The 26,206-nt window shown below is 56.7% G+C and carries 30 protein-coding genes; 14 read left to right on the top strand and 16 right to left on the bottom strand.

The window, feature by feature from the left end; translation table 11 throughout:
• Positions 1-41: 41 nt before the first annotated feature.
• The 10 genes from ACR0AK_RS21945 to ACR0AK_RS21900 all read right to left on the bottom strand — a co-directional run bounded on the left by ACR0AK_RS21945 (position 42) and on the right by ACR0AK_RS21900 (position 7,663).
• Positions 42-743 (bottom strand): hypothetical protein, encoded by a 702-nt coding sequence (locus tag ACR0AK_RS21945; RefSeq protein WP_480794978.1) that lies wholly within the window; start codon positions 741-743, stop codon positions 42-44.
• Complete coding sequence (locus ACR0AK_RS21940; RefSeq protein ID WP_170562783.1) at positions 733-1,344, bottom strand: class I SAM-dependent methyltransferase; 612 nt, start codon at positions 1,342-1,344, stop codon at positions 733-735. The genes ACR0AK_RS21945 and ACR0AK_RS21940 overlap by 11 nt, the downstream gene beginning before the upstream one ends.
• A gap of 133 nt (positions 1,345-1,477) precedes the next feature.
• The gene (gene sdhA / locus ACR0AK_RS21935; RefSeq protein WP_170562780.1) at positions 1,478-3,286 is read right to left on the bottom strand and encodes a succinate dehydrogenase flavoprotein subunit; all 1,809 of its coding nucleotides are present in this window, start codon (positions 3,284-3,286) and stop codon (positions 1,478-1,480) included.
• 24 nt (positions 3,287-3,310) lie between these two features.
• Positions 3,311-3,682 carry a succinate dehydrogenase, hydrophobic membrane anchor protein gene (gene sdhD, locus ACR0AK_RS21930; RefSeq protein WP_480794977.1) on the bottom strand — a complete coding sequence of 124 codons (372 nt, stop codon included), beginning with the start codon at positions 3,680-3,682 and terminating at the stop codon, positions 3,311-3,313.
• Positions 3,683-3,693: 11 nt separating this feature from the next.
• The gene (gene sdhC / locus ACR0AK_RS21925) at positions 3,694-4,077 is read right to left on the bottom strand and encodes a succinate dehydrogenase, cytochrome b556 subunit (RefSeq protein WP_170562774.1); all 384 of its coding nucleotides are present in this window, start codon (positions 4,075-4,077) and stop codon (positions 3,694-3,696) included.
• Positions 4,078-4,277: 200 nt separating this feature from the next.
• Positions 4,278-4,940 carry a DUF1194 domain-containing protein gene (locus ACR0AK_RS21920; RefSeq protein WP_480794976.1) on the bottom strand — a complete coding sequence of 221 codons (663 nt, stop codon included), beginning with the start codon at positions 4,938-4,940 and terminating at the stop codon, positions 4,278-4,280.
• A 57-nt stretch (positions 4,941-4,997) separates the two neighbouring features.
• On the bottom strand, positions 4,998-6,026 hold the full coding sequence (locus ACR0AK_RS21915; RefSeq protein WP_480794975.1) for a MaoC family dehydratase: 1,029 nt from the start codon (positions 6,024-6,026) through the stop codon (positions 4,998-5,000).
• Positions 6,026-6,232, bottom strand: a complete 207-nt coding sequence (locus ACR0AK_RS21910; RefSeq protein ID WP_480794974.1) for a DUF1737 domain-containing protein — start codon at positions 6,230-6,232, stop codon at positions 6,026-6,028. The genes ACR0AK_RS21915 and ACR0AK_RS21910 overlap by 1 nt, the downstream gene beginning before the upstream one ends.
• 12 nt (positions 6,233-6,244) lie before the next feature.
• Entirely contained in the window at positions 6,245-6,799 is a 555-nt protein-coding gene (locus ACR0AK_RS21905) for an NnrU family protein (protein ID WP_480794973.1), read from the bottom strand.
• Between the two features lie 6 nt (positions 6,800-6,805).
• A complete protein-coding gene (locus ACR0AK_RS21900; RefSeq protein WP_480794972.1) occupies positions 6,806-7,663 on the bottom strand; it encodes an HpcH/HpaI aldolase/citrate lyase family protein in 858 nt (285 codons plus the stop codon).
• Between the two features lie 169 nt (positions 7,664-7,832).
• Between ACR0AK_RS21900 and ACR0AK_RS21895 the strand changes: the two genes are divergently transcribed.
• Positions 7,833-8,132: a hypothetical protein gene (locus tag ACR0AK_RS21895; protein WP_170562756.1), complete on the top strand. Its 300-nt coding sequence runs from the start codon at positions 7,833-7,835 to the stop codon at positions 8,130-8,132.
• On the opposite strand, the gene ACR0AK_RS21890 is transcribed toward ACR0AK_RS21895, so the two are convergent.
• Positions 8,133-8,888, bottom strand: coding sequence for a sulfite exporter TauE/SafE family protein (locus ACR0AK_RS21890; protein WP_480794971.1), 756 nt, complete (start codon positions 8,886-8,888; stop codon positions 8,133-8,135).
• A 160-nt stretch (positions 8,889-9,048) separates the two neighbouring features.
• Between ACR0AK_RS21890 and mdh the strand changes: the two genes are divergently transcribed.
• From mdh to lpdA, 11 genes are all read left to right on the top strand, one after another.
• Positions 9,049-10,011: a malate dehydrogenase gene (gene mdh / locus ACR0AK_RS21885; protein WP_239338982.1), complete on the top strand. Its 963-nt coding sequence runs from the start codon at positions 9,049-9,051 to the stop codon at positions 10,009-10,011.
• Positions 10,012-10,374: 363 nt separating this feature from the next.
• Positions 10,375-11,568 (top strand): ADP-forming succinate--CoA ligase subunit beta, encoded by a 1,194-nt coding sequence (sucC, locus tag ACR0AK_RS21880; RefSeq protein ID WP_170562750.1) that lies wholly within the window; start codon positions 10,375-10,377, stop codon positions 11,566-11,568.
• A 45-nt stretch (positions 11,569-11,613) separates the two neighbouring features.
• Positions 11,614-12,276 (top strand): hypothetical protein, encoded by a 663-nt coding sequence (locus ACR0AK_RS21875; RefSeq protein WP_480794970.1) that lies wholly within the window; start codon positions 11,614-11,616, stop codon positions 12,274-12,276.
• 78 nt (positions 12,277-12,354) lie between these two features.
• Positions 12,355-13,236: a succinate--CoA ligase subunit alpha gene (sucD, locus tag ACR0AK_RS21870; protein ID WP_058278790.1), complete on the top strand. Its 882-nt coding sequence runs from the start codon at positions 12,355-12,357 to the stop codon at positions 13,234-13,236.
• Positions 13,237-13,357: 121 nt separating this feature from the next.
• Positions 13,358-13,855, top strand: coding sequence for a DUF805 domain-containing protein (locus ACR0AK_RS21865; RefSeq protein WP_480794969.1), 498 nt, complete (start codon positions 13,358-13,360; stop codon positions 13,853-13,855).
• Positions 13,852-14,394, top strand: a complete 543-nt coding sequence (locus ACR0AK_RS21860; protein WP_480794968.1) for a DUF805 domain-containing protein — start codon at positions 13,852-13,854, stop codon at positions 14,392-14,394. The genes ACR0AK_RS21865 and ACR0AK_RS21860 overlap by 4 nt, the downstream gene beginning before the upstream one ends.
• Positions 14,391-17,348, top strand: a complete 2,958-nt coding sequence (locus ACR0AK_RS21855; protein ID WP_480794967.1) for a 2-oxoglutarate dehydrogenase E1 component — start codon at positions 14,391-14,393, stop codon at positions 17,346-17,348. Before ACR0AK_RS21860 ends, ACR0AK_RS21855 begins: the two co-directional genes overlap by 4 nt.
• 3 nt (positions 17,349-17,351) lie before the next feature.
• On the top strand, positions 17,352-18,866 hold the full coding sequence (gene odhB / locus ACR0AK_RS21850) for a 2-oxoglutarate dehydrogenase complex dihydrolipoyllysine-residue succinyltransferase (protein WP_170562736.1): 1,515 nt from the start codon (positions 17,352-17,354) through the stop codon (positions 18,864-18,866).
• A 2-nt stretch (positions 18,867-18,868) separates the two neighbouring features.
• Positions 18,869-19,138 (top strand): hypothetical protein, encoded by a 270-nt coding sequence (locus ACR0AK_RS21845; RefSeq protein WP_170562733.1) that lies wholly within the window; start codon positions 18,869-18,871, stop codon positions 19,136-19,138.
• 82 nt (positions 19,139-19,220) lie between these two features.
• Positions 19,221-19,610, top strand: a complete 390-nt coding sequence (locus ACR0AK_RS21840) for an MAPEG family protein (RefSeq protein ID WP_480794966.1) — start codon at positions 19,221-19,223, stop codon at positions 19,608-19,610.
• 89 nt (positions 19,611-19,699) lie between these two features.
• Positions 19,700-21,088: a dihydrolipoyl dehydrogenase gene (gene lpdA, locus ACR0AK_RS21835; RefSeq protein ID WP_480794965.1), complete on the top strand. Its 1,389-nt coding sequence runs from the start codon at positions 19,700-19,702 to the stop codon at positions 21,086-21,088.
• A gap of 19 nt (positions 21,089-21,107) precedes the next feature.
• On the opposite strand, the gene ACR0AK_RS21830 is transcribed toward lpdA, so the two are convergent.
• Complete coding sequence (locus tag ACR0AK_RS21830; protein ID WP_480794964.1) at positions 21,108-21,674, bottom strand: TetR/AcrR family transcriptional regulator; 567 nt, start codon at positions 21,672-21,674, stop codon at positions 21,108-21,110.
• A gap of 102 nt (positions 21,675-21,776) precedes the next feature.
• Here ACR0AK_RS21830 and ACR0AK_RS21825 point away from each other — a divergent pair, with 102 nt between their 5' ends.
• Positions 21,777-22,370: an NAD(P)H-dependent oxidoreductase gene (locus tag ACR0AK_RS21825; protein WP_480794963.1), complete on the top strand. Its 594-nt coding sequence runs from the start codon at positions 21,777-21,779 to the stop codon at positions 22,368-22,370.
• 8 nt (positions 22,371-22,378) lie between these two features.
• On the opposite strand, the gene ACR0AK_RS21820 is transcribed toward ACR0AK_RS21825, so the two are convergent.
• From ACR0AK_RS21820 to ACR0AK_RS21805, 4 genes are read right to left on the bottom strand one after another with little or no spacing between them, the layout of a single operon-like run.
• The gene (locus ACR0AK_RS21820) at positions 22,379-22,984 is read right to left on the bottom strand and encodes a pyridoxamine 5'-phosphate oxidase family protein (RefSeq protein ID WP_480794962.1); all 606 of its coding nucleotides are present in this window, start codon (positions 22,982-22,984) and stop codon (positions 22,379-22,381) included.
• Positions 22,971-23,711: a lysophospholipid acyltransferase family protein gene (locus tag ACR0AK_RS21815; protein WP_480794961.1), complete on the bottom strand. Its 741-nt coding sequence runs from the start codon at positions 23,709-23,711 to the stop codon at positions 22,971-22,973. Before ACR0AK_RS21815 ends, ACR0AK_RS21820 begins: the two co-directional genes overlap by 14 nt.
• A complete protein-coding gene (locus ACR0AK_RS21810; protein WP_480794960.1) occupies positions 23,711-24,610 on the bottom strand; it encodes a cell division protein FtsX in 900 nt (299 codons plus the stop codon). Before ACR0AK_RS21810 ends, ACR0AK_RS21815 begins: the two co-directional genes overlap by 1 nt.
• The gene (locus ACR0AK_RS21805; protein WP_480794959.1) at positions 24,607-25,284 is read right to left on the bottom strand and encodes a cell division ATP-binding protein FtsE; all 678 of its coding nucleotides are present in this window, start codon (positions 25,282-25,284) and stop codon (positions 24,607-24,609) included. The genes ACR0AK_RS21810 and ACR0AK_RS21805 overlap by 4 nt, the downstream gene beginning before the upstream one ends.
• Positions 25,285-25,468: 184 nt before the next feature.
• On the opposite strand from ACR0AK_RS21805, the gene ACR0AK_RS21800 reads away from it, so the two are divergent.
• Positions 25,469-26,206: a zinc-ribbon domain-containing protein gene (locus ACR0AK_RS21800; RefSeq protein WP_480794958.1), complete on the top strand. Its 738-nt coding sequence runs from the start codon at positions 25,469-25,471 to the stop codon at positions 26,204-26,206.

Below are 26,206 nucleotides of genomic sequence, written 5' to 3'. Positions count from 1 at the left end.
CATTTGAAGCACCAACATGCTAGTGCAATGAACGCGCATATTCACTCCACTCCTTCTTTGGACCGGGACGCAAATACGGATATTTCTGCAAGTACGGCCGGAGGTGTTCGTCTAGTGAATGTTTTAAAGATAGTCTCGTGATCTCTTTCCGCTGGAATACGGCCCACAAAACCCCGTTGCCGGTCAATTGCCCAGCTTTCAACTCCATTTTCGTACAGCCAACGCGCATATCGCACATCCACGAATTTCTGGCTGTCTTTCATGAATTCATACGGGGCAACGTTCTTGCCCATCGCAACCATGCCACATGTTGCAAGCTGGTCAACGCGCTGCATCCGGCGCAGTGGTCGGCCAACCTTGACAACATCTCGTTGTCGATGGCTGGTCGGAGACTTTTCGGTGTAGGTCGAAGCGTGAGTTCCAAAAACTACCTTCTCCGGGCCCTTCTCCTCAAGCCGCTGCACCATGTGCTTTACGAAAATTTCGCTATAGATCAGATCATCATCGACGAAGAAAACGATGTCGTCCGGGTCGGGTGTCGTGAAGAACTTACCGACATCTTTCTGATCCTCTTCCGGCACAAAGGCGTGTATCTTAGGGTTTTCTTTGTATTCCGACGGAACCTCGCCCCATTCGTTCAGACACAGGTACAGCGCATCCACCTGATCGATGATCGACTGCACCGCAAGGGGTAACATTTTCTCCCGCAATGGGTACGAGGCCATATGTGCTCTAACCGCCATCACTCATCCTTTCGAAGACTTTGAACGAAGCGAAACTGTACCTGCTGGCATTACCATGGCCATCTCGATTGAACGGGTTTGTCTCGCCGCAATACATCTTCCAATTTGGGAACCGGTCCGCGACCCAGGTCGAATACGCCCTATGGCGCACATGAACGTTGTTTGTTTCAAGATCGAAATCGGACGAATAAATCACCACAAACCGTTTTGCCAAAGAAAACAGCCGGTTCATATAGGCCTCAAAAACGTCATCCTCGACCAGATGGTAAATAACGTCCAGAGACAGTGCGGCGTCGTGCGGCTCGACCTCTGCATCTGCCGAAAGAAACGTCCAACCTGAACGCCCACTGAATTGCGTGTTGCATTTGCGCACGCAATCTTCCGAGATATCCAGCCCTGTGAATTGAGGAATATCAAAAAAACTTGCCTGGTTGCCGTCGCCACTGCCCAGTTCGGCTACCGATTGTATGTCTTCAACTTCGACGAAGGTGTTGATGAAATTGGCCTTGTAAACCGCCAGCCTGCCGTATGACCCGGCGCCAGAGTTTCTGCCCCGCGCATATCGGTTGGTCCAGTATTCGTTTGAGGAAAAACTACTCATGTCGGCACATCAACACTGACAAGACCGCAGATTTTGGTTCCACGGTCTGTGAGTGCGTATAGTCCTTTTCCCTCAACGATACTATTCATTGCGCGGCCTTTCGGTTTCTGTCGCGTCTTTAGGCTAAGTGACGTCAGAACGTCCGCGCTTTGGGCGCGATTTTCTGCAGGCTTATGCCGCCTTCATCCTCGGTTGTCAGCGGATCGGCAATGACGGGGCGATAGCTAAGCTCGACCTGGTTGCCATCAACACGCGAGACCGTGTGCACGCGCCAGTTCTCATCATCACGCTCGGTGAAATCCTCATGCGCATGCGCGCCACGGGATTCCTTACGCGCCTCGGCGCCGACAATCGTGGCCAAGGCGCTTGGCATCAGGTTAGTCAACTCCAACGTTTCCATCAGATCGCTGTTCCAAACTAGCGAGCGATCGCTGACTTTCAGGTCGTCCATCTTGGCGGCAATCGCCGTCATCTTTTCGACGCCTTCGGCCATTGTCTTGGCGGTACGGAACACAGCGGCATCTTCTTGCATGGTCTTCTGCATTTCGAGACGCAGATCGGCTGTCGCAATCTCGCCGCTGGCATTACGCACCGCGTCGAAGCGGTCGAACGCCTTGTCGACGGACGCCTGATTTAGCACAGGGTTCGGCGCTTCAGCATCCACAACCTTACCTGCGCGGATAGCTGCCGCGCGGCCAAAGACCACAAGGTCAATCAGCGAGTTGGAGCCCAGACGGTTCGCTCCGTGCACCGAGGCACAGCCTGCCTCGCCAACGGCCATAAGGCCGGGGACCACAGCGGTCGGATTCTCGGCCGTCGGGTTCAGAACCTCACCCCAATAGTTCGTTGGGATACCGCCCATGTTGTAGTGCACGGTCGGCAGAACCGGGATCGGCTCTTTGGTGACGTCCACGCCAGCAAAAACGCGCGCCGATTCCGAAATGCCCGGCAGGCGCTCGGCCAGCGCCTCAGCGGGCAAGTGGCTAAGGTTCAGGTGAATGTGGTCGCCACCCTCGCCATGCCCACGACCTTCGCGGATCTCCATAGTCATTGAGCGCGAGACGTAATCGCGAGGTGCGAGATCCTTGTACTGGGGCGCGTAGCGCTCCATGAACCGCTCGCCTTCCGAGTTGGTCAGATAACCACCCTCGCCACGCGCACCCTCGGTGATCAGACAGCCAGAACCGTAAATGCCGGTCGGGTGGAACTGAACGAACTCCATGTCCTGCAGGGCCAGCCCTGCGCGGGCCACCATGCCACCACCGTCACCAGTGCAGGTATGGGCCGAGGTCGCACTGAAATAGGCGCGGCCATAGCCGCCGGTCGCCAGCACCACCATCTTGGCGTTGAAAACGTGCATCGTGCCGTCATCCAACTTCCAGCAGACGACACCCTGACACTGACCGTCCTCGGACATGATCAGGTCTATGGCAAAATATTCGATATAGAACTCGGCGTTGTTCTTAAGCGACTGACCGTACAGCGTGTGCAGGATCGCGTGACCGGTCCGGTCCGCAGCAGCACAGGTCCGCTGCACGGCAGGACCTTCGCCGAATTCGGTCGTGTGGCCGCCGAAGGGACGCTGATAGATCTTGCCTTCTTCGGTACGGCTGAAGGGCACGCCATAATGTTCCAGCTCGTAGACGGCCTTGGGCGCCTCACGCGCGAGGTATTCCATCGCGTCGGTGTCACCCAGCCAGTCCGACCCTTTGACGGTGTCGTACATGTGCCATTGCCAGTGGTCTGGGCCCATGTTGGACAGAGATGCGGCGATACCGCCCTGCGCAGCAACTGTGTGCGAACGCGTCGGGAACACTTTGGTCACGCACGCTGTACGCAGACCCTGTTCAGCCATGCCGAGCGTGGCGCGCAGACCAGCGCCGCCAGCGCCGACAACAACCACGTCATATTCGTGTGTTTCGTATTCGTATGCAGCTGTCATTTTATTAATTCCTTACCGCGCGTTTCACAGAGCTAGCTTGATCAGGGCAAACAGCCCGGCAGCTATCAATGTGTAGCCAAACGCCGCGACGGCCATGAGGCTCAGCTTTTCTGCGACACCATGGACATAGTCTTCGATCGCAACCTGCGTCTCTCGTACCAGATGGATGATTACGACGACCAAAGTCAGGCCGGTTACAATCGCCGGGAATGGGCGGCTGTAGTAGGTCAGAACCTCTTCGTATGATCTGCCCAAGCCGCTTGCGAAGACAAAAACGAAAAGTGGCACCAGAATGACCAGAGCGGCCGAGCTGACCATCATCTGCCAGTGATGATGTGTGCCTTCACCGCCAGCACCGGTTCCCTGCGCGCGTTTGCGGTCAGTGAGATAATTCATAGCCAGTCTCCTTAAACCGCGATTGCCGTGATGAATGCCAGGATGGTGGCAAGCACCAGCATGCCGATCCCCAGCTTCTCGGAAATCCGCACATCCACGCAGTATCCCAGATCCCAGATCACGTGACGCAGACGACCCAGCATGTGATAGAAGATCGCCCAGGTCGCAGCGAACATCACCAGATCACCCAGCCAGCTTCTCATCAGCCCGTCGATGAAATTGAATGCCGTCTCGGATGTTGCCGCCGCCAGGAACCACCAGACGACAAAAAATGCGATCATAAGCGATGCAATACCGGTGATCCGCACAAGGATCGACGTTATCGAAGTCAGTTGGGGGCGGTAGATCGTGAGGTGAGGTGAAAGAGGGCGATTGCCCCGATTTACATCGGCCATGTTGGCTCCTTTACGGTTGGCTCCCGAAGGTTTTACTGTTTTTTGCGGTTCTGTCACGTGCTGCAGATGCAAAAAAGCTGATAATTGACCCAAAATGACGGATATTTGCATTATGTGATCACACAAAATAAACTCGTGATCACAAAATGTTTTTCATCGTTCGTGATGTTAGCGCCTGCAGTCCCGAATCTGTTGAACGGCTATTTCAATTCAGCGGTTTGCTGGGTTACTTCCCGTAGAAGTTTCTTACGAATACGCTCGGGATAATCGGCAAACCCCGAGGCCGAAACGACAAACGCACCCTCTCCTACGATGACATTCTCAAAAAAATATGCGGTCAGATCCGGCTCGCTTTCTTCGATTGCAATGGCGTTCACCGTCACGCCACGTGTGCGCAGAATTCGGTGCACCTCAGACGGTTCAACCCCTTCGTTCGACACGCCATCGCCTGAGATATCAATAAGGTGGCGCTTGCAGTCCGACACCTCATCGAAATAGGACATTGTCGTTTCCAGCGCCTCGCCGATTGCGGTGGAGAAGTTGCGCCAAACCCTTGGATCGTTGGCCACCTTGACCGCAAACTGATCAATTGCTTCGAAGCTGTCTATTTGTGTCCACGGAACAGTGACCATTTGCCGAGAGGACCCCGTCCACTGCACCAACATCACACGAGCTTTCCCGCGCACCAGCGCCTCGGACACAATCGGGTCGCGCAAACCTGCTGCAAGACCATCCATCTGGATACGATACTCGGTCGTGTCTACGGAACCTGAGACATCCACGGCAAGCGCCAATGCCAGGTCACAAGCATAGGCAGGCGGCGTGAGGCATACGCAGGCAGCTATCGTGCGAAACAGGGTCATGACCACAGCCTAACACGATTGGTGCTGGCTGCGATCAAATGAATGTCAGGACCGCAGTTAGATCGGCATCAAGGCCCAGTAATCGAGATCCAGAAGAACGTTCGGCAAATACCGACCTTCTTCGTTCCTCAACTCAAAAGGCGCGCCGCCCTTGGTGGCGACCAACCGCAGACGCACAGCGCCGACGCCCGGCACAGAGGTTTCCGCCTTATCCAGAACCTCAGACCAAGCCTTGATCGTGTCGCCTGCAAAGCAGGGATTCGCATGTGCGCCACTGTTTAGGCCTACAATCATCTGTGCGTTGGCCAGACCGTTGAACGACAGGGTTCGCGCCATCGAAATTACGTGACCGCCATAGATCAGCCGCCCGTCTGGGCGGAAGGTCAGGTCAAAATGCACCTTGGCGGTGTTCTGCCAAAGGCGGGTGGCCAGCATATGTTCGGCCTCTTCGACGGTGACGCCATCGACGTGATCAATAGTCTCGCCGATCTCATAGTCACCCCAGCGATGTGCTTCACCGGATTGAGCAAAATCGTACTTTGAAAAACCAAGCCCCTCGGGCAGCACTAGATCTTTCGCGTCAAGCGCCTTTTTCAGTTCAGGCACCACGGTTTCGGGCGCGGGCGCATCCAAATCCGATTTGCGTACCATGACCCAACGCACGTATTCGATGACAACCTCATCGCGCTGGTTCAGACCGCGCGTACGCACCCAGACAACACCGGTCTTGCCGTTCGAGTTTTGCTTGAGGCCAATCACCTCGGATTCCGAACGCAGCGTGTCGCCCGGATAAACCGGTTTCAGCCAGCGCCCTTCTGCGTAACCCAGATTGGCAACCGCATTCAGCGAGACGTCGGGGACGGTCTTGCCAAAGACGACATGAAACGCCGCAAGATCATCAATCGGGCTTTGTGGCAGGCCACAGTTCCGGGCGAATTCGTCGGAAGAATACAGCGCATGCCGCGCCGGATAGAGCGCATGGTACAGCGCCCGCTCTCCAGTGGTCACCGTGCGCGGCACGGCATGGTGCAACACCTGACCAATGGAATAGTCCTCGAAAAAGCGGCCCGAATTGGTTTTTGCCATTATTGCTGTCCCAGTTTCATGTCAGGTGAATAGTCGACCTCGACCTCTTTAGTCACAGCCTGCGCACAGCGCATAACGCCATTCGTGGCGTCGTGGGCATAGGACGGGTCGCCATAAAGCACCCATCCTTTTGCCAGCGCGTCAGATACTTTGTGACAGAATGCGGATGTGTCCTCTTCAGTCAGCAGGCGATAGAGTTTTGCCATAGTGTCTGGTCCTTACGATGGGAATGGCGACGGACCGACAAGCCCGTGAATATATCCGATGATGCCCAGCAGCACGATCGAGGCCACAAAGAACATCGCGTCCTTGCCATAGGTTCCGGGTTCACCGGGGGTCCAGTCAGGCTGCGATTTGTTGATTACGATCACTTCGACAACGGCCCAAGCCAACAGACCGCCGAACAGGATGATTGAAGCCAGATCCCCATTCACCAGCAAATGCGCGAAAGCCCACAGTTTGAACCCGCCCAGCATCGGGTGGCGAAACTTATTCAGAATCCGCCCTTTGGTTCCGGCTGGGCTCATCATGTAGATCGCTATCAACACCAGCAGGTTGTTGATGTGGATCATGAAGGACGGTGGGGCCCAGACATAGATGAAATCGGTCATGCGATAGCCGAAGATCATCAACAGGATGGACGCGACCAGCGCCAGAGCAACAGCACCCTTGCCAGCATCGCCCATCGCTGCGCGCTGTTCTGGCATCACGCGTTTGAACAGATGTGCAGCCCACCAAAGTGCCACACCGAGAATCAGAAGAACAAAGCCCATGCTGGCTTACCCCGCTTGCAAAGCTGTAATTGCCTCCGCTTTTGCCAGAGTTTCGCGGGCAGTTACAACGTGCAGGTTTTCGACAATCTTCCCATCGACCACGGCGACGCCCTGGCCTAGCGCTTCAACCTCTTCAAAAGCAGCAATCTGGCGACGCGCCAGATCAATCTCGATCTCCGACGGCGCAAAGGCTGCGTTGGTAACGTCGACCTGCGCCGGATGGATCAGGGTCTTGCCGTCAAAACCCATATCACGGCCCTGCTCACATTCGGTAGCCAGACCTTCGGCGTCCTTGAATGCGTTATAGACGCCATCAACAATGATCAGACCCTCGGCCTTTGCGGCCAGAAGGCACAGGCCCAGCGAGGTCATTAGTGGCAGGCGATCCGGGCGGAAGCGGGTTTGCAGCTCTTTCGCCAGATCATTGGTACCCATGACAAAACCTGCCATCAGCGGATGAGCGGCGATCTCAGCGGCGTTCAGCATGCCGCGCGGGGTCTCCATCATCGCCCAGATCGGGATATCGCCGGTGATTGCGGCAAGCGCGTCCACATCCGCTGCAGAATTCACCTTGGGCAAAAGAACAACGTCGGCGTCCATCTCGCGCACAGCTTCGGCATCGGCGTGACCCCATTCGGTATCCAGGCCATTGATGCGGACAATCTTGACCCGATCACCATATCCGCCTGCAGCTAGTGCAGCCTTAAGCGTTTCGCGCGCATTGTTCTTTTCGTCGGCGGACACCGCGTCTTCGAGATCAAAAATGATCGCATCCACAGGCAGAGTACGCGCCTTGTCCAGCGCCCGGTCTTTTGAACCAGGGATGTAGAGAACAGAGCGATAGGGGCGCTGGCGCGGATCCATTGGCTTCTCCCGAAGAAATAAAGTTGCGCGGAATGGGGCATTTTTTGCCGGAAAGTTCAAGCGCAAAATCGCCGCATCGCAGCATTCGCGACGCAACGTGCGTTCTTTTAACGGAATTTCGGTTCGCGGTCGGCACCCTGGATCGCAAACGCAATCGAAAGGGGTGAAGATGCAAAAGACATTACTGAAGATGACGATGGGCCTTGGAATCATGGCTCTGGCTGCACAACAGGCCCATGCCCGCACCTGCGCGCCGCGTGAAGAGGTGATTAAACGGCTGACAGAGACCTATGGCGAAAGGCGGCAGGGAATCGGAATCGCACGACGGGGCGCTGTGATGGAGGTTTTTGCCTCAGATCATAGCGGCAGCTGGACGATCACGGTGACCCTGCCAGATGGCACGACCTGCCTTGTCGCCTCGGGTCAGGCATATGAAATGATCGCCGAAACATTGCCACCAAACGTCTGATCAGGTCAGCGCGTCCCAGATCAGTTTACTGCCCGTGAGCGTCAGCAGCACATAGGCGATGCCAAAGAACAGACGCTCAGAAAGCATGAAATGCGCCCGGACGCCCAACCAGGCACCAAGAATCGCAAATGGTGTCAAAAGCAGATCGGCCCACGCGGTGTGCCAAGTGAACATGCCGAGATACGCGTAAGGCACAAATTTCGTAATGTTTATGACCCAAAACGCCAGAACGGTGCTGGCCTGAAACTCGGTTTTCGTCAATCGTTGCGAAAGCAGATACACAGCGGCGGGCGGACCGCCTGCATGGCTGACAAAGCTTGTGAACCCGGCGACAAGCCCAGCGAATAACCCCGCTGCCGGCGGTAAGCGATTGGCAAACCCACGCACCCAGCCACGGGTCTGGGCGACGTGCCACACGACAAAGCCCACAGAAATCCCACCGATCAGCAGACGCAAAAGATCGTCATCCGTGGCGCGATAAAGCAATGCGCCCAGCGCTACGCCGGGTATAGCCCCAATGATCAACAGGCGCGAATCCGTCCAGCTCCAGCGTTTCCAATAGGGTCCAAGCGTTGCGACATCGATCACCATCAGGATCGGCAACATCAAGGCAAGCGCCTGACCCGGCTCCAATATCAGCGCCAGAATCGACGAAGATGCAAAGGCCACCCCTGAGCCAAAGCCGCCCTTTGAAATACCCGCAAAGATCACGGCCGGGATCGACACAGCAAAAAACATCAGGTTCAATTCGAACATGTAACGTCCCGGTTTAGGCTTGTATCACAGGCCGTTTAGCGCAATCAGACCGGACCGTGCAAACAGTATGCGGTTGCATGCCGCGCCGCTGAACACTTGCGCGAAAGCCATTTAGCGACTAGCACAGCCGCGATTTCAATTCCGACCGGAGATTTTCCAAATGGCCAGACCCAAGATTGCGCTGATCGGCGCAGGGAACATCGGCGGCACGCTTGCGCACCTCGCGGCTGTCAAAGAACTGGGTGACGTTGTCCTGTTCGACATCGCAGACGGGCTGCCGCAAGGCAAAGCGCTCGACATCGCTGAATCCGGCCCTTCGGAAGGGTTCGACGCAGCCATGTCCGGCACCAGCGATTATGCTGATATCGCAGGCGCGGACGTCTGCATCGTCACCGCTGGCGTTGCCCGAAAACCCGGCATGAGCCGCGATGACCTGCTAGGCATCAACCTGAAAGTCATGAAGTCGGTTGGCGAAGGCATCGCAGCCCACGCACCCAACGCATTCGTGATCTGCATCACCAACCCGCTGGATGCGATGGTCTGGGCTCTGCGCGAATTCTCGGGTCTGCCGCACAACAAAGTCTGCGGCATGGCTGGCGTTCTGGACTCGGCTCGTTTTGCACACTTCCTGTCGGAAGAGTTCAACGTTTCGATGCGCGACGTCACCGCATTCGTTCTGGGCGGCCACGGCGACACCATGGTACCTTCGGTTCGCTACTCGACCGTTGCCGGTATCCCTCTGCCCGATCTGGTCGAGATGGGCTGGACCACGCAGGACAAGCTGGACGCTATCGTTCAGCGTACCCGTGACGGCGGTGCCGAGATCGTTGGCCTGCTGAAAACCGGTTCGGCCTACTACGCGCCTGCCACTTCGGCGATTGAAATGGCCGAAGCCTATCTGAAAGACCAGAAGCGCGTACTGCCTTGCGCCGCATACTGCAGCGGTGAGCTGGGCGTTGACGGCCTCTATGTCGGCGTTCCAACCGTCATCGGCGCTGGTGGTGTCGAACGGATCGTGGACATCAAGCTGAACGAAGACGAGCAGGCTGGTTTCGACAACTCGGTCAACGCAGTCAAAGGCCTGATCGAAGCATGCAAGGGCATCGACAGCTCGCTGGCGTGATCCATACGTAGAGAAAATCAGAACCCGGTTCACCTTTGGTGAGCCGGGTTTTGTTTTGGGCTACTTCTGCGCTCTTCGATCGATCCGCTATCGAAGCTAGCGGCCTACAGTCTTGCGAATTTGCCGTCTCGACGGGTCGACTTGGTTTAGCGCTAGCTGAATTCTCTCTTTATTCTAAAGGCCGTCACCGGCAACGAATCAAACGGGCGGCCTTCCTTTCATTTTGTGATCACACCCAAAAAAACCGTGATCACAAATGATGAAAATCTTCGTGAAAAACTGCTTCACCATCAAAAAACCCTTTAAACTTGCCCCGTAGACACCCCTATAACGGAGTAATCGTAGTCAGACAGGACAGTTTCGATGAACATTCACGAATATCAGGCCAAGGCGCTTCTTCGCAGCTATGGCGCTCCGGTCTCCGAAGGTCGCGCGGTTCTGCGCGCTGAGGAAGCCAAAACCGCAGCCGGTGAACTGGATGGCCCGCTCTGGGTTGTCAAAGCACAGATCCACGCGGGTGGCCGCGGCAAAGGGTCCTTCAAAGAAGCTGATGCCGGCGAAAAAGGCGGGGTTCGTCTGACCAAGTCAGTGGAAGAAGCAGCCGAAGAAGCCAAAAAGATGCTGGGCCGCACGCTGGTGACACATCAGACCGGTCCCGCAGGCAAGCAGGTCAACCGCATTTACATCGAAGCTGGTTCCGGCATCGAGCGTGAACTGTACCTGGCTCTGCTGGTGGATCGGCAGACCAGCCGCATCTCGTTCGTCTGCTCGACCGAGGGCGGCATGGACATCGAAGAAGTGGCCGCAGCGACGCCCGAGAAAATCCTGTCCTTCTCGGTCGACCCGGCGACCGGCTATCAACCCTATCACGGCCGCCGCATCGCGTTTTCGCTGGGTTTGCAAGGCGCGCAGATCAAACAATGCGTGAAACTGATGAGCCAGCTCTATAACGCCTTCGTCGAGAAGGACATGGAGATGCTGGAGATCAACCCGCTGATCGTGTCGGACAGCGGCGACCTCAAGGTGCTGGACGCCAAGGTCGGCTTTGACGGCAACGCGGTTTACCGCCACCCCGACATCGCCGAACTGCGCGACACCACTGAGGAAGATCCCAAGGAACTGGAAGCCTCCAAGTATGACCTGAACTACATCGCGCTGGATGGTGAGATTGGTTGCATGGTCAACGGCGCTGGTCTGGCAATGGCGACGATGGACATCATCAAGCTCTATGGTGCTGAACCGGCCAACTTCCTCGACGTGGGCGGCGGTGCCACCAAAGAGAAAGTGACCGAAGCGTTCAAGATCATCACCTCGGACCCGCAGGTCAAAGGCATTCTGGTCAACATCTTCGGCGGCATCATGCGCTGTGACGTCATCGCCGAAGGCGTTGTTGCTGCCGTGAAAGAGGTCGGCCTCAAGGTTCCGCTGGTCGTACGTCTGGAAGGCACGAACGTCGAGAAAGGCAAAGAGATCATCAACACCTCTGGCCTGGACGTGATCGCGGCGGACAACCTGAAAGACGGTGCCGAGAAGATCGTGAAAGCGGTTAAGGGTTAATCTGACTGATTAGCTTGAGATTTTGCTACACATTGGGAAGCCGCAATGCGAGACAGTGTCAGATCAGTATTCGAAAGCAAGAGTTGGGCCGGCCGGCGTAATGGACCGCGTTCAGGACCCGGATCCACTCTTGCTGCTACTGCGGCCCTGCGCACTGCGCTTCCCCGCATCTTTGCCGACTACAAGATCGGCACCTTTCTTGACGCTCCGTGCGGGGATTGGACTTGGATGCAGGATGTGGACCTGAATGGTATCCAATATATCGGGGGCGATATCTCGACGGAAGTTTTGACTGAGGTCAAAGATCAGCATGCAGCACCCGGTCGCGAGTTTATCCATCTGGATATAACTTCGGACGCCTTGCCTAAAGCGGATCTCATGATGTGTAGGGACTGTCTTTTTCATCTAAAATGGTGGTTGAGATGGGCATTCTTCGAGAACTTTGTTGAAAGTGAGATTCCATATCTCATGACCACGATGGACTATGTTCCGCGCAATCCACGGCTTCAGAGAAATGGAGACTTCAAAAAGTTCAACCCATGCGCCGCTCCGTTCAACTTCCCGGATCCTATCGAAACGGTAAGTGAAACGGGTGAAATCAATCTCAACCCGGATTTTCTGGAAACGCCTGAGGGTCGGAAACAACGCTCTCTTGGAATTTGGTCCAGAGATCAGGTGATCGACGCTTTGGAACGGCGTGAAGGTTGATCAAGACGCAAAAACAACTCGCTGTGCCGCAGAAGTCAGAAAACGGCGCGCTAACAACAATCACTACGGAGGCCTAAAATGGCAGTCCTCATCGACGAAAATACCAAAGTGATCTGTCAGGGCTTTACCGGCTCGCAGGGCACATTCCACTCTGAACAGGCCATCGCATATGGCACCAAGATGGTCGGCGGCGTGACCCCCGGCAAAGGTGGGATGACCCATCTGGACCTGCCCGTGTTCAACTCGGTCCACGAAGCCAAGCATGTGACCGAAGCCAATGCCTCGGTGATCTATGTTCCGCCGCCGTTTGCAGCCGACTCGATCCTAGAAGCGATTGATGCCGAGATGGAAGTGATCGTCTGCATCACCGAAGGCATCCCGGTTTTGGACATGATGAAGGTGAAGCGCGCGCTGGAAGGTTCGAAATCTCGCCTGATCGGCCCGAACTGCCCCGGTGTCATCACACCCGACGCCTGCAAGATCGGCATCATGCCCGGCCACATCCACAAGCGCGGCTCGGTCGGCGTTGTGTCGCGCTCCGGCACCCTGACCTATGAGGCCGTCAAGCAGACCACCGATGTGGGTCTGGGCCAGTCCACCTGCGTGGGCATCGGCGGCGACCCGATCAAAGGTACCGAGCATATCGACGTGCTTGAATGGTTCCTGGCCGATGACGAAACCGAGTCGATCATCATGATCGGTGAGATCGGTGGCTCGGCCGAGGAAGAAGCCGCGCAGTTCCTGGCGGACGAGGCCAAGAAGGGCCGCAAGAAGCCAACCGCTGGTTTCATCGCAGGCCGCACAGCCCCTCCGGGCCGTCGCATGGGCCACGCGGGCGCAATTGTCGCCGGCGGCAAAGGCGGAGCCGAGGACAAGATCGAAGCCATGCGCTCAGCCGGTATCGTTGTGGCGGAAAGCCCGGCGCAGCTAGGTGAAGCTGTGCTGGAAGCGATTGGGTGATGACAGACCGACTCTCCATAGGCGCTGAGGGCAGCGCCCGACGCTGGGTGGGTGCTGCAAGCGCCCTCCCGGGGGGAGGGTCGGGCGCTGCCCGGTGTTGCCACTGGGCGGGTGGGTGTTAATGAGACCAAAGCAAGCCATATCGACCGGCTTCCGTAAGGCTTTTGTCTTTTCAGGTAGAGCTTCGCGCACCGAGTTTTGGTGGTTCGCACCTGTTGCTTCTATTCTACCTATTTCTGTAGCACTGAATCTTGATTGGCGCGTTTCCCTAAGTTGGGGAATTGGACAGCTGTGTGTTGTGATGATAGCCTCACTGCCGTTGCTTTCGGCGATGAGCCGACGACTTCAGGATACTGGTGAAGACGGTTATCAGGCCATTTTTCCTTTCATGCCAATCATTCTGTTCTGGCTCGGATATCAGTTGTTTCTTGGATTCAGCTTGCTAATCGGCGGACCAATTCTCTGGTTCATACTGGCTTTTCTAACCCTTTTGCCAGCGTTTGTGGCATCGCTAGTAGTGAGTGTGATGGTCACATCAAGTATCATCGGCATGATGCTCGTCGCATCCGATTCAGAGGAAAATCGATTTGGAGCGCCGGGTGGAGCTTTGCCCTCATGACCTTCTCTGACGCCATACACACCTGTTTCTCTAAGTTTTTCACCTTCTCAGGTCGTGCCTCGCGGCCCGAGTACTGGTTCTTTTTCCTGTTCATCGTGATCTGGAACATCATCGCCGGGATCATCGACTGGCAGTTCTTCACTCAGGTCTCGGTCAGCCAGACTGACGAGGTCAAAGCCGTAACTGCGACGTCCTCTGCGCCAGTACAGAGCATCGTCGGCCTGATCGTATTTTTCCCGCATCTGGCCGTCGCGTGGCGGCGGATGCATGATACCGGGCGCAGCGGGCTATATGCTCTGTTGCCGATCCTGCTGATCCTCGGGGCCTTTGCGGTTCTGATCTTTGGCATCGGCCTTGCCTCCAGTTTCCAGCATGGCGGCAATCTGGACATCCTGTTCACCCGCGCCACTTTGCTGGTCGTTATCCCGACACTGCTTGTCCTGTTTGTGTCACCCCTCCTGGTTCTGTGGTGGCTGACCCGCCCCAGCCAGCCAGGCACCAATCAATACGGTCCCAACCCACATGAGGTAGCCCAATGACCGAACATACGCCCAACTCTGCCTTTCATGCCTCAAGCTTTATGCAGGGGCATAATGCTGAATATCTGGAGCAGCTTTATGCCCAGTACACCAAGGATCCGAATGCGGTGGATGCTGCCTGGGTCGAGTTCTTCCGGCAGATGGGCGACGCCACGCCGGACGTCCAGCGCGAGGCCGAGGGGCCATCCTGGGCTCGGACCGATTGGCCTCCGATGCCGGCGGACGATTTAACTGGCGCACTGACAGGTGAGTGGGCTGAAATCGACGCAAAGGCAGCGGGCGACAAGATCAAAGACAAGGCCGAGGCCAAGGGCGTTCAGGTCAGCGAAGATCAGATCAAACGTGCGGTTCTGGACAGTCTACGCGCCCTGATGCTGATCCGGGCGTATCGCATCCGGGGCCATCTGGCCGCTGATCTGGACCCGTTGGGCATGCGTGCCGCCAGCACTCATCCCGAGCTGGACCCCAAGACCTATGGTTTCACCGAAGCCGACATGGATCGACCGATCTTTATCGACAACGTGCTAGGGCTGCAGATGGCCAGCATGCGTCAGATCGTCGAGATCGTGAAACGGACCTATTGCGGCACTTTCGCGCTGCAATACATGCACATTTCCGACCCTGAACAGGCCGCTTGGCTGAAGGAACGGATCGAAGGATATGGCAAGGAAATCCAGTTCACGAAAGAAGGCCGCAAGGCGATCCTGAACAAGATGGTCGAGGCTGAAGGCTTCGAAAAGTTCCTGCACGTGAAATACATGGGAACCAAGCGGTTCGGTCTGGACGGTGGCGAAGCGCTGATCCCTGCGATGGAGCAGATCATCAAGCGTGGTGGAGCGCTGGGTGTCAGCGACATTGTGATCGGCATGCCCCACCGTGGCCGCCTGAACATTTTGGCCAACGTGATGCGCAAACCTTATCGCGCCATCTTCAACGAGTTTCAGGGCGGCAGCTTCAAACCCGAAGATGTAGATGGTTCTGGAGATGTGAAATACCACCTCGGGGCTTCAAGCGACCGCGAGTTTGATGGCAATTCCGTCCACTTGTCGCTGACAGCAAACCCCTCTCACCTCGAGGCGGTAAACCCGGTCGTACTGGGCAAGGTCCGCGCCAAGCAGGATCAGTTGGGCGACGAAGATCGCACCAGGGTCATGGGCATCCTGCTACACGGTGATGCGGCTTTTGCTGGTCAGGGTGTTGTAGCCGAAGGCTTCGGCCTGTCCGGCCTAAAGGGCCACAAAACCGGCGGCACAATGCATATCGTGGTGAACAACCAGATCGGCTTTACCACCGCACCACATTTCAGCCGTTCCAGCCCCTACCCCACAGATATCGCCCTTATGGTTGAGGCGCCAATTTTCCATGTAAACGGTGACGACCCCGAGGCTGTGACACACGCTGCCAAAGTGGCCACCGAGTTCCGCCAGAAGTTCCACAAAGACGTTGTCATCGATATCTTCTGCTATCGCCGGTTCGGGCATAACGAGGGCGATGAGCCCATGTTCACCAACCCGATCATGTACAAGAAGATCAAGACCCATAAGACCACGCTGTCGCTGTACACCGAGCGGTTGGTCAAAGATGGCCTGATCCCCGAGGGTGAGATCGAGGATTTGAAAGCCGCCTTTCAGGCCCATCTGAATGATGAGTTCGAGGCGGGCAAGGACTATAAACCCAACAAGGCCGACTGGCTGGACGGGCGTTGGTCGCACCTGGACAAAAACAAAGAAGAATATGTCCGCGGCGACACCGCAATTAAACCTGAAACGCTTGCTCAGATTGGCAACGCGCTGAGCCATGCGCCCGAAGATATCGCAGTGCACCGGACCGTCGCGCGTCTTCTGGATCACAAGAAACAGATGTTCGAAAGCGGCAAAGGATTTGATTGGGCCACTGGAGAAGCACTGGCCTTCGGCTCGCTGCTGACAGAAGGCTATCCTGTCCGCCTGTCAGGGCAGGATGCGACACGCGGGACGTTCAGCCAGCGTCATTCGGGTTTTGTGCATCAGGAAACCGAAGAGCGGTACTATCCACTGAACAACATTCGCGAAGGCCAGTCGAAATACGAAGTGATCGACTCGATGCTCAGCGAATATGCGGTTCTGGGTTTTGAATACGGGTTTTCCCTGGCCGAACCGAATGCGCTGACCCTATGGGAGGCACAGTTTGGCGATTTTGCCAACGGCGCGCAAATCATGTTCGACCAGTTTATCAGCTCGGGCGAAAGCAAGTGGCTGCGGATGTCCGGCTTGGTTTGTCTGTTGCCTCATGGCTTTGAAGGGCAAGGACCGGAACACTCGTCCGCACGTCTTGAACGGTTCTTGCAGATGTGTGGTCAGGACAACTGGATCGTGGCCAACTGCACGACCCCGGCGAACTATTTCCACATCCTGCGCCGTCAGCTGCACCGGACCTTCCGCAAGCCGCTAATCCTGGTGACGCCGAAATCGCTGCTGCGCCACAAGATGGCGGTCAGCAAGGCAGAAGAGTTCACAACAGGCTCCAGCTTCCACCGCGTGTTGTGGGACGATGCGCAACAAGGAAACTCGGAAACCAAACTGTTGAAAGACGATAAGGTCAAGCGCGTGGTGATGTGTTCCGGCAAGGTCTACTATGACCTGCTGGAAGAACGTGATGCGCGCGGTATCGACGATGTCTACCTGATGCGGATCGAGCAGTTCTATCCCTTCCCTGCGCATTCGTTGATCAATGAGCTTGAACGCTTCAAGGGTGCCGAGATGATCTGGTGCCAGGAAGAACCCAAGAACCAGGGCGCCTGGACCTTTATCGAGCCAAATATCGAGTGGGTTCTGACCCGCATCGGAGCCAAGCACACCAGGCCGCGTTATGTCGGCCGCGCCACATCGGCCTCTCCCGCGACGGGTCTGGCCAGCCAACACAAAGCCCAACAAGAAGCGCTGGTCGACGAAGCGCTGAGCATTGAAGGAAAATAATCGATGTCCATTGAAGTTCGAGTTCCCACGCTTGGCGAGTCGGTGACCGAAGCCACGGTTGCGACATGGTTCAAAAAACCCGGCGACGCCGTAGCCGTTGATGAAATGTTGTGCGAGTTGGAGACCGACAAGGTCACAGTCGAAGTTCCTTCTCCCGCTGCTGGCGTGATGGGCGAAATCGTCGCCGCCGAAGGTGAAACCGTTGGCGTTGACGCGCTGCTGGCCACTATTGCCGCAGGCGAAGGCGCAGCCCCTGCCCCGGCAGTAGCTCCGGCCCCGACAGCGGCGGCAGCTCCGGCGGCGTCGGGCGGCAGTGTCGACGTGATGGTGCCAACCTTGGGTGAATCCGTGACCGAAGCGACTGTTTCGACATGGTTCAAACAGGTCGGTGACAGCGTCGCGCAGGATGAGATGCTGTGCGAGCTGGAAACAGACAAGGTCTCGGTCGAGGTTCCCGCCCCGGCTGCAGGCGTTCTGGCAGAAATCGTCGCCCCCGAAGGCGCGACAGTCGAAGCTTCGGCCAAATTGGCGGTGATTTCAGGCGCAGCGGCTGGGACAGCTGCCGCTCCGGCTCCTGCGACGGCGGCCCCGGCTGCAGCAGCAAGCACCGGCAAGGACATTGCCAACGCCCCGTCCGCCGAAAAGGCTATGGCAGAGGCTGGTTTGTCCGCCGATCAGGTCACCGGCACCGGTCGGGATGGCAGGATCATGAAAGAAGATGTGGCCCGAGCAGCGGCAACAGCAGCTGCCCCGGCCCCCGCTGCGGCAGCTCCGGCCCCGGCACAAGCGCCACGGGCGCCGGTTGCTGCGCAGGATGCGGCCCGTGAAGAGCGCGTACGGATGACCCGCCTGCGCCAGACCATCGCCAAGCGTTTGAAGGATGCGCAGAACACGGCTGCAATCCTGACCACCTTCAACGAGGTGGACATGACCGAGGTGATGGCCCTGCGTAACGAATACAAAGACCTGTTCCAAAAGAAACACGGTGTGAAGCTGGGCTTTATGTCCTTCTTCACCAAGGCGTGCTGCCACGCGCTGAAAGAGGTTCCCGAAGTCAACGCCGAGATTGACGGCACAGACATCGTCTACAAGAACTTCGTTCACATGGGCGTCGCCGCCGGTACGCCTCAGGGTCTGGTTGTTCCGGTCATCCGCGACGCCGACAGCATGTCCTTTGCCGATATCGAAAAGGCAATTGCCGAAAAGGGCAAGCGCGCCCGCGACGGCAAACTTAGCATGGCTGAAATGCAGGGCGGCACCTTCACCATCTCGAATGGTGGTGTCTATGGCTCGCTGATGTCTTCACCGATCCTGAACCCGCCGCAATCGGGTATTCTGGGCATGCACAAGATTCAGGACCGTCCGATGGTAATCAATGGTGAGATCAAGATCCGCCCGATGATGTATCTGGCGTTGTCCTATGACCACCGGATTGTTGACGGCAAGGGCGCCGTGACGTTCCTTGTACGTGTGAAAGAGGCGCTGGAAGATCCGCGCCGCCTGCTGATGGATCTGTAATCATGGCAACACATGTACTCTGGCAAGCTGACGTGGCCGACTTTGATGTCTGGTTGAAGGTTTTCGAAGAAGACAAACCAATGAGAGAGGCCGCAGGCATCCGCGACCTCCACGTTTGGAAGGACCCCGATCAAAAGGACCACGCAGTTGCGCTGTTCGAAATCACCGATCTCGACCGGGCCCAGAGCTTCATCGAATCCGAAGAGCTGGCCATGCACCACGAACGTGGCGGCGTGGCGCATATCCAGACAAAGGTTCTGACACCTGTCTGACGGCAAAAGGCAGCGCCCCTATCGGGGACGTGGCACGAACGGGTAACGCGATGACTTTCGACTGCTCAATGGGAAACGCTGGATGACCACGGAACTGACCGTCCTGACCCTCGCCGCACTGCTTTGGGTCGCGCAATTCGTGGCCTATTTGGCCGCCGGACACGGTAGGATTGACTTGCGACACGCGATAGGCCCCCGGGATGTCCCCTTTGACAAACCGGGGGTTTCGGGACGGTTGCACCGTGCGCTGAGCAACCACACTGAAGGTTTGGTTCTGTTCGCAATAGCGGCGCTTGTTGTGACGGTTTCTGGTGAAGCAAACGGTTTCACAGCCGCTTGTAGCTGGGTCTACTTGATCGCTCGTATCCTCTATGTCCCGGCCTACGCATTGGGCTGGACACCTTGGCGAACCGTGTTTTGGATCGTTGGCCTGTCGGCCAACACTGTAATGTTGCTGGCGGCAATCTTTTGATTCAGTCGCTGGCGTGGATAAAGTAATGGGGAAACGCCCTGGTGCACATATAAATGTCGCCATCCCCGTAAACGATAAGGACCTGACATATGGCAAATTATGACGTTATCGTAATCGGATCAGGCCCCGGCGGCTATGTTTGCGCCATCCGTTGCGCGCAGCTGGGTCTGAAGACTGCCTGCGTCGAAGGGCGTGAAACTCTGGGTGGAACCTGCCTGAACGTCGGCTGTATCCCCTCCAAGGCGCTGCTGCATGCCAGCCATCAACTGCATGAGGCCGAACATAACTTTGCGAAGATGGGCCTGAAGGGCAAAAGTCCCTCGGTCGATTGGAAACAGATGCAGGGCTACAAGCAGGAAACGATCGATGGCAACACCAAAGGCATCGAGTTTCTGTTCAAAAAGAACAAAATCGACTGGCTGAAAGGCTGGGGCTCGATCCCCGCAGCCGGTCAGGTCAAAGTGGGTGATGAAGTTCACACCGCCAAGAACATCATCATCGCGTCCGGGTCCGAGCCTTCTTCGCTTCCCGGTGTCGAAGTGGACGAAAAGGTTGTCGTGACTTCGACCGGAGCTTTGTCTCTGAACAAGATCCCGAAAAAGATGGTCGTAATCGGCGCCGGTGTGATCGGACTGGAATTGGGCTCGGTCTATCAACGGCTGGGGGCTGAGGTGACTGTGATCGAATTCCTGGATGCGATCACTCCGGGCATGGACCCCGAGGTTCAGAAAACATTCCAACGTATCTTGAAAAAACAGGGCCTGAAATTTGTCATGGGCGCGGCGGTACAAAAGACCGAAGCCACCAAGACCAAGGCCAAAGTGACCTACAAGCTGCGCAAGGATGACAGCGAGCATGTGATCGAGGCCGACACTGTGCTGGTTGCAACCGGGCGCAAACCCTATTCCGACGGTTTGGGTCTTGAGGCATTGGGCGTCGAAATGTCGCCGCGTGGTCAGATTAAGGTCGGTTCTGATTGGCAGACTAATGTTCCGGGCATTTACGCTATCGGCGACGTGACGGAAGGCCCCATGCTGGCCCATAAGGCCGAGGATGAAGGCATGGCTGCGGCCGAACAAGTCGCGGGCAAACACGGTCATGTGAATTATGGCGTCATTCCGGGTGTGATCTACACCTGGCCCGAGGTCGCAAATGTGGGCGAGACCGAAGAAACCCTGAAAGAACAGGGCCGCGCCTATAAGGTCGGCAAATTCATGTTCATGGGCAACGGTCGTGCAAAAGCCAACTTGATGACCGACGGGTTTGTAAAAATCCTGGCCGACAAGGAAACGGATCGCATTCTGGGCTGCCACATCATCGGCCCCGGCGCAGGTGATCTGATCCACGAGGTTTGTGTGGCAATGGAATTTGGTGCCTCGGCCGAGGATCTGGCGCTGACCTGCCACGCCCACCCGACCTATTCCGAGGCCGTCCGCGAGGCTGCCTTGGCTTGCGGCGACGGACCGATTCACAGTTAAAATGAAACCCCGGCTGCCGTCAGGTTGCCGGGGTTAACCACGCGTCCAGATAGATTTCCAACCTGTCTGAGAAACTCTCTGCTTCATGTAGAGCACAAAACTTTAACGACATCGACTGAATAGCAAAAGCCTGAACACCTTCGGCCAGCAGATCGGGGGAAATGTCGTGGCGCACTTTTGCGGTTTCCAACCAGCCAGAAACCAGTCGGACATAGCGTTCGAAACAGCGCGCAATTGGGCCAATTTCGGTAATCGCCGCCGCTCCGGAATACCGGATGATCAGATCAAATACATAGCGTTCAGACGTCATGAATGCGTGGATTGGCAACAACGCGTTGGCGATTTCGGGGGCTGTACGTGGGGTGGATCCCTGTTCGACCTGATCAAAACAGGCGATCAGCCTCTCACTGATTAGCATTTCCATTAACGCGTCTTTGTCCCGGAAATGGGCAAAAAAGGTTCCTTTGGCGACACCAGCCGCTTGAACCACGTCTTCCACGCGTAGGGCTTGATAGCCTCCTCTCTCGATAACTTCTTCTGCCGCCTCGATTAATCGCGCGCGGGTTTTGAGGGTTCTCTTTTGCATACGCTCTATTCGCATGTTTTTTGACCATGGTCAAATTTTATAATTGACCGCGGTCACTTTTTCACTCTATTAACTGACCACGGTCAATTTTGGAGAATCCTTATGCACCCTAAAAAAATCCTAATCCTCGACGGGCACCCCGGAAAAGCCAGCCTGTCTCGTACCTTTGCTGAGACCTATGCCGATGCAGCCCAGAACCAGGGGCACGACGTTCGCATGATTCATCTAAGCGATTTGCAATTCGACCACGACTTTGGTCAGGGGAATTACGAAGATTTCAAACCGCTTGAACCCGTTTTGGAACAAGTCCTGCAGGATTTCGAATGGAGCGAGCACCTTGTCCTGACGGCACCGATGTGGTGGGGCGGCCTACCGGCAAAACTAAAAGGGCTGATCGACCGGGCATTCATCCCCGGACGCACTTTCGACACGCGAAATACAACAAGGATTGGATTTCCAGCACCCATGCTGACAGGGCGCACGGCACGGGTCATCCTGACCTCTGACACGCCGGGTTGGTTTATGCGTCTGATCTACAGGCAAGCACTGATACGCCAGATCCGTGATCAGATACTGGGATTTGTCGGGTTCAAACCGACCCGGTTCACTTATTTTGCGGGTGCCAGCTATCCCAAACCAGGCAGCGTGGATCGCTGGATATCAAAGGTGGCCAGGATCGGCGCTGCTGGGGCTTGATTGAGTGCTTACCACATTGTCTTGGCGGCGCGCGCACCCCATTCCCGATCATATTGCGTGCCGCCTTCCTCACCTTCCGATGCCTCGGCTAGGATTTCGCCGACAGTCGGCAAGTCCGTAGTTTCGTCGGCGCCGACCCAAGTACGGGCCCGCATCAGGGCACGGGCGCATTGCGTATAAATCTCGGCGATTTCGATGATGGTAACTGTTGCTGGCGTTTTGCCGTTCTTTTCGAACCGAGCGCGCAAATCTTGATCATCCGTTACATGCGCCGTTCCATTCAGCCGTACGACGCTATTGGACCCCGGCACCATGAACATCAACGATACGCGCGGGTCGCGCACGATGTTGCGCAGACTGTCCAACCGGTTGTTCCCGCGCCAGTCGGGCATCGCCAGCGTGTTCCGGTCAAGCTCCAGCACAACCGGACCGTCGTCGCCACGCGGGCTGCCATCGACACCTTCAGGCCCGACGGTGCTAAGGATGCACAAGCGCGAGGCCATAATCCATTTTCGGTAAAGCGGCGTGAGGTGTCTGGCCACTTTGCGCAGTGAAGGCGCGGCCGGTGTGCCATAGAGCGCCTCGAGTGTTTCGATGTTCTTAATGAACTCCATCCGGATCAAACCCCACTTCTCGCATCAATGCATCAGATCGTGTCTCGATCACATCCTCCAGACGCTCGAGGAATTGGTTCCGACCAACACCCGGCTCGATCGGATCAAGAAAATCGACAATTGCCAGACCCGGTTTGCGCATGACCCCGGTGCGTGGCCAAAACACACCTGCGTTCGTCGCGACAGGCACGCAAGGAAAGCCCAGCCCTTCATACAGAACTGCTGTTCCGACCTTGTAGGGCTTCTTCACCCCCGGAGCGACACGCGTACCTTGCGGATAGATTACAAGTTGGCCGGGCTCTGAGAACTCCTTGGCCACGTCCTTGACCATCTTGGCGACCGCCGCACCCTTTTTTCCGCGATTGACAGGGATGCACCCAAGGCGGCGGGCATAAAGTCCGATAACCGGGGTATATAGCAGTTCCCTTTTCATGATGAATTTGCCGTGCGGAATGGCGTTGAAGATCATGATGATGTCCAGGAAGGACTGGTGTTTGGCACCGATCACGACTTCGTCCACGGGAACGTTTCCGCGAACCTCACAACGGATGCCTACCATCCACTTAGCCATCCAAATCGTCGAACGCGCGTAGGTTTTACAGGCCTGCAATGCCCCGCGTTTTGCAAACAACGCGTACGGGGCGAAGACGATACCAAGGATCAGCATCCACGCATAAATCACGATCATAAAGATCAAAGAGCGCACCCATTGGATTGCTGTAGCCATCAGGAAAGCTCCTTCAATTTTCGCGCGGCCGCTGTCCATGTGGCCAAGAATGCCACCGCAGCCCCCAGCAGAGGTATCAGCGCAGGCAACAGCCAGCCAACCCCCTGAAAACCCAATCCGGTCAGAAACCCGCCCTCAATCGAGGCTTCGGGCAAAAGCAAAACACCCGTCATACCGAACAGAACACCGACCAACGCGCCGAAGAAAGCGCGATATGTGAATCGCCTTACAAATGCGCTGGCAATGAACCGATCTCGGGCTCCAATCAGGCGGAGAACTTCAATGATCTGCGCGTTGGCCGCGAGTGAGGCATTGGCCGCCAGCGTAATCATCGCCGCCGTTGCACCGCCAATCAGTAGGATAGACACCCAGCCCAAGCGGCGCAGCGAATTTGCCGCCTCGACCAGCGGCTCGCGCCAGCGCGAGTGGTCGTCCAGCACGGCTCCGGGTACTTCGGCACCTAGCCGCAAGCGCAAACCCGCGGCATCCAGCCCCGGTTCGCCCTCGATGATTTCGATCAACTGTGGCACCGGCAAGGTGTCAAGTGGCAGGTCGGGACCGAACCATGGGGACAGAAGCGCGACCTGTTCCTCAGCTGTAAGGGCGCGGGCGGATGCAACACCAGGAGTCTGAGCAAGCACGGTCAGTGCAGCTTCGGTCTGGGCTGCCAACTGCTCGGCAGGTGCGTTGATACGCAAAGTCGCGGCACCGGCCAGTTCTGATGCCCAACGGTCGGCCAGTCGGCCTGATGCCAACGACAAAGCAAGCGCAAAAACGGCCAGAAATGCCATCGCGCCGGAAACAAAAAGGGTCAGTTGCGCTGTGTAGCCCGACGGTGGAACAACCCGATCCGCGCGTTTGTCGCGCACCAGCATGCTGCGGATGGTTCCCTTTATCATAGATCCGCCCCCGCAAGTTGAATCTGGCGCTGCGAGATTCGCAAAACCCGGGCCTGCACCTGACTTTTGGCCGCGCGGATCAGGCTAAGATCATGGGTCGCGATCAGCACGGTCTTGCCCATCTTGTTCAACTCGATCAGCAGGCGCAGCAATCGCTGGGACATTTCCCAATCCACGTTTCCGGTCGGTTCATCGGCCAGCACAACGTCCGGTGACAGGATGACAGCCCGGGCCAGTGCGGCGCGCTGGCGTTCACCCCCTGAAAGCTCAGGTGGCAGCGCATCAAGCCGTGCACCCAGCCCGACCCAATTTAGCAATTCCAGCAGGTCTTCTTTCTGGGCGTTCTCGCCCTTGCCCGACACCATCAACGGCAAAGCAACGTTTTCAGCCAGCGTCATATGGTCCAGAAACCGGCAGTCCTGATGCACCACCCCAATCCGGCGACGCAGCAACGCCATTTGATCCCGGTCCAGGCGGGCTATGTCCTGCTCAAAAGCGCTCAGTCGCCCTGATGTGGGCAGCAACGCGCCGTAGCAAAGCTTGAGCAAGGTGGTCTTGCCCGCACCTGATGGACCGGTCAGAAAGTGGAACGAACCCGGTTGCAACTGAAGCGACACGTCGCTCAGCAACTCACCATCACCATAGGTGTAGCTGACGTTTTCCAGCTCGATCACAAGGGCCCCCGTTTATTGTTGCCGCTCTTCTTGCCCGAGCGTGGTTGTGGTTTCAATGCCTGCACCGGGTCGAATTGGTGACACTTGTCGCATGAAACCGAAAACACCCTTTGCGGTCAGGTCTTAACGGAATATCATTCCTGAAAAAACTATTATCAGGTCGGGGCCCCGACCGGGAGGCAGCATGCGTCTTACTTGTCCGAATTGTGGTGCTCAGTACGAAGTGCCAGACGAGGTCATTCCGGAGGAAGGCCGCGATGTGCAGTGTTCCAACTGCGAAAAGACGTGGTTTCAGGCTAAGCACCCTGAAACTGCGGCTGAACCGGTAAAGCCGGAACCCGCTACGCCCGTGGTGGAACCTGCGGCAAAGGCAGCAACCCCAGAGATTGTCGCGAAGCCTGTCGAAGAGCACAAATCAGCGCCAGAGCCCGCCGAGGCATCCTCAACCGGTAATGTCGACCCGGCTGTTGCCAATATCCTCAAGGAAGAGGCAGAGCGGGAAGCGGACCTACGCGCCCAAGAAGGCGGCAGTCTCGAAACACAGACCGATTTGGCACTAGACGCTCCGCCCGAAGCGGAAAAGGCCGCAAAGGACCTGATCGCGACGGAAACGGCGAAGGATTCTGGTCAGAAAGACGCACTGCCGGATGTTGAGGCAATCAATTCCAGCCTACGTAGTGAAGATCCCCTGCCAAAGCTGGACGAGGATGTGCCCCCGCCGAAAAAGTCAGGCGGATTCCGGCGCGGGTTTCTGCTGATTTTGATCATCGGTGTTATCCTGCTGCTGATCTACAGCAACTCGCAGAAGATTTCCGAAGCGGTCCCGCAGGCTGATCCGGTTCTCAGCAGCTATGTCTCGCTGGTCGATCAGGCACGTTTGTGGATTGAGACGCAAGCCGGCTCAGGTACGTCTCAGAACTGA

Source organism: Ruegeria sp. BI12 (genome assembly GCF_056537985.1).
This window is presented reverse-complemented; position numbering and strand designations above follow the sequence as displayed.

What these genes read in the sequence shown, in the direction of transcription:
- ACR0AK_RS21945 (WP_480794978.1), bottom strand. Translation starts at nt 743, where the DNA reads ATGGCGGTTAGAGCACATATGGCCTCGTACCCATTGCGGGAGAAAATG.
- ACR0AK_RS21940 (WP_170562783.1), bottom strand. Translation starts at nt 1,344, where the DNA reads ATGAGTAGTTTTTCCTCAAACGAATACTGGACCAACCGATATGCGCGG.
- sdhA (WP_170562780.1), bottom strand. Translation starts at nt 3,286, where the DNA reads ATGACAGCTGCATACGAATACGAAACACACGAATATGACGTGGTTGTT.
- sdhD (WP_480794977.1), bottom strand. Translation starts at nt 3,682, where the DNA reads ATGAATTATCTCACTGACCGCAAACGCGCGCAGGGAACCGGTGCTGGC.
- sdhC (WP_170562774.1), bottom strand. Translation starts at nt 4,077, where the DNA reads ATGGCCGATGTAAATCGGGGCAATCGCCCTCTTTCACCTCACCTCACG.
- ACR0AK_RS21920 (WP_480794976.1), bottom strand. Translation starts at nt 4,940, where the DNA reads ATGACCCTGTTTCGCACGATAGCTGCCTGCGTATGCCTCACGCCGCCT.
- ACR0AK_RS21915 (WP_480794975.1), bottom strand. Translation starts at nt 6,026, where the DNA reads ATGGCAAAAACCAATTCGGGCCGCTTTTTCGAGGACTATTCCATTGGT.
- ACR0AK_RS21910 (WP_480794974.1), bottom strand. Translation starts at nt 6,232, where the DNA reads ATGGCAAAACTCTATCGCCTGCTGACTGAAGAGGACACATCCGCATTC.
- ACR0AK_RS21905 (WP_480794973.1), bottom strand. Translation starts at nt 6,799, where the DNA reads ATGGGCTTTGTTCTTCTGATTCTCGGTGTGGCACTTTGGTGGGCTGCA.
- ACR0AK_RS21900 (WP_480794972.1), bottom strand. Translation starts at nt 7,663, where the DNA reads ATGGATCCGCGCCAGCGCCCCTATCGCTCTGTTCTCTACATCCCTGGT.
- ACR0AK_RS21895 (WP_170562756.1), top strand. Translation starts at nt 7,833, where the DNA reads ATGCAAAAGACATTACTGAAGATGACGATGGGCCTTGGAATCATGGCT.
- ACR0AK_RS21890 (WP_480794971.1), bottom strand. Translation starts at nt 8,888, where the DNA reads ATGTTCGAATTGAACCTGATGTTTTTTGCTGTGTCGATCCCGGCCGTG.
- mdh (WP_239338982.1), top strand. Translation starts at nt 9,049, where the DNA reads ATGGCCAGACCCAAGATTGCGCTGATCGGCGCAGGGAACATCGGCGGC.
- sucC (WP_170562750.1), top strand. Translation starts at nt 10,375, where the DNA reads ATGAACATTCACGAATATCAGGCCAAGGCGCTTCTTCGCAGCTATGGC.
- ACR0AK_RS21875 (WP_480794970.1), top strand. Translation starts at nt 11,614, where the DNA reads ATGCGAGACAGTGTCAGATCAGTATTCGAAAGCAAGAGTTGGGCCGGC.
- sucD (WP_058278790.1), top strand. Translation starts at nt 12,355, where the DNA reads ATGGCAGTCCTCATCGACGAAAATACCAAAGTGATCTGTCAGGGCTTT.
- ACR0AK_RS21865 (WP_480794969.1), top strand. Translation starts at nt 13,358, where the DNA reads ATGAGACCAAAGCAAGCCATATCGACCGGCTTCCGTAAGGCTTTTGTC.
- ACR0AK_RS21860 (WP_480794968.1), top strand. Translation starts at nt 13,852, where the DNA reads ATGACCTTCTCTGACGCCATACACACCTGTTTCTCTAAGTTTTTCACC.
- ACR0AK_RS21855 (WP_480794967.1), top strand. Translation starts at nt 14,391, where the DNA reads ATGACCGAACATACGCCCAACTCTGCCTTTCATGCCTCAAGCTTTATG.
- odhB (WP_170562736.1), top strand. Translation starts at nt 17,352, where the DNA reads ATGTCCATTGAAGTTCGAGTTCCCACGCTTGGCGAGTCGGTGACCGAA.
- ACR0AK_RS21845 (WP_170562733.1), top strand. Translation starts at nt 18,869, where the DNA reads ATGGCAACACATGTACTCTGGCAAGCTGACGTGGCCGACTTTGATGTC.
- ACR0AK_RS21840 (WP_480794966.1), top strand. Translation starts at nt 19,221, where the DNA reads ATGACCACGGAACTGACCGTCCTGACCCTCGCCGCACTGCTTTGGGTC.
- lpdA (WP_480794965.1), top strand. Translation starts at nt 19,700, where the DNA reads ATGGCAAATTATGACGTTATCGTAATCGGATCAGGCCCCGGCGGCTAT.
- ACR0AK_RS21830 (WP_480794964.1), bottom strand. Translation starts at nt 21,674, where the DNA reads ATGCAAAAGAGAACCCTCAAAACCCGCGCGCGATTAATCGAGGCGGCA.
- ACR0AK_RS21825 (WP_480794963.1), top strand. Translation starts at nt 21,777, where the DNA reads ATGCACCCTAAAAAAATCCTAATCCTCGACGGGCACCCCGGAAAAGCC.
- ACR0AK_RS21820 (WP_480794962.1), bottom strand. Translation starts at nt 22,984, where the DNA reads ATGGAGTTCATTAAGAACATCGAAACACTCGAGGCGCTCTATGGCACA.
- ACR0AK_RS21815 (WP_480794961.1), bottom strand. Translation starts at nt 23,711, where the DNA reads ATGGCTACAGCAATCCAATGGGTGCGCTCTTTGATCTTTATGATCGTG.
- ACR0AK_RS21810 (WP_480794960.1), bottom strand. Translation starts at nt 24,610, where the DNA reads ATGATAAAGGGAACCATCCGCAGCATGCTGGTGCGCGACAAACGCGCG.
- ACR0AK_RS21800 (WP_480794958.1), top strand. Translation starts at nt 25,469, where the DNA reads ATGCGTCTTACTTGTCCGAATTGTGGTGCTCAGTACGAAGTGCCAGAC.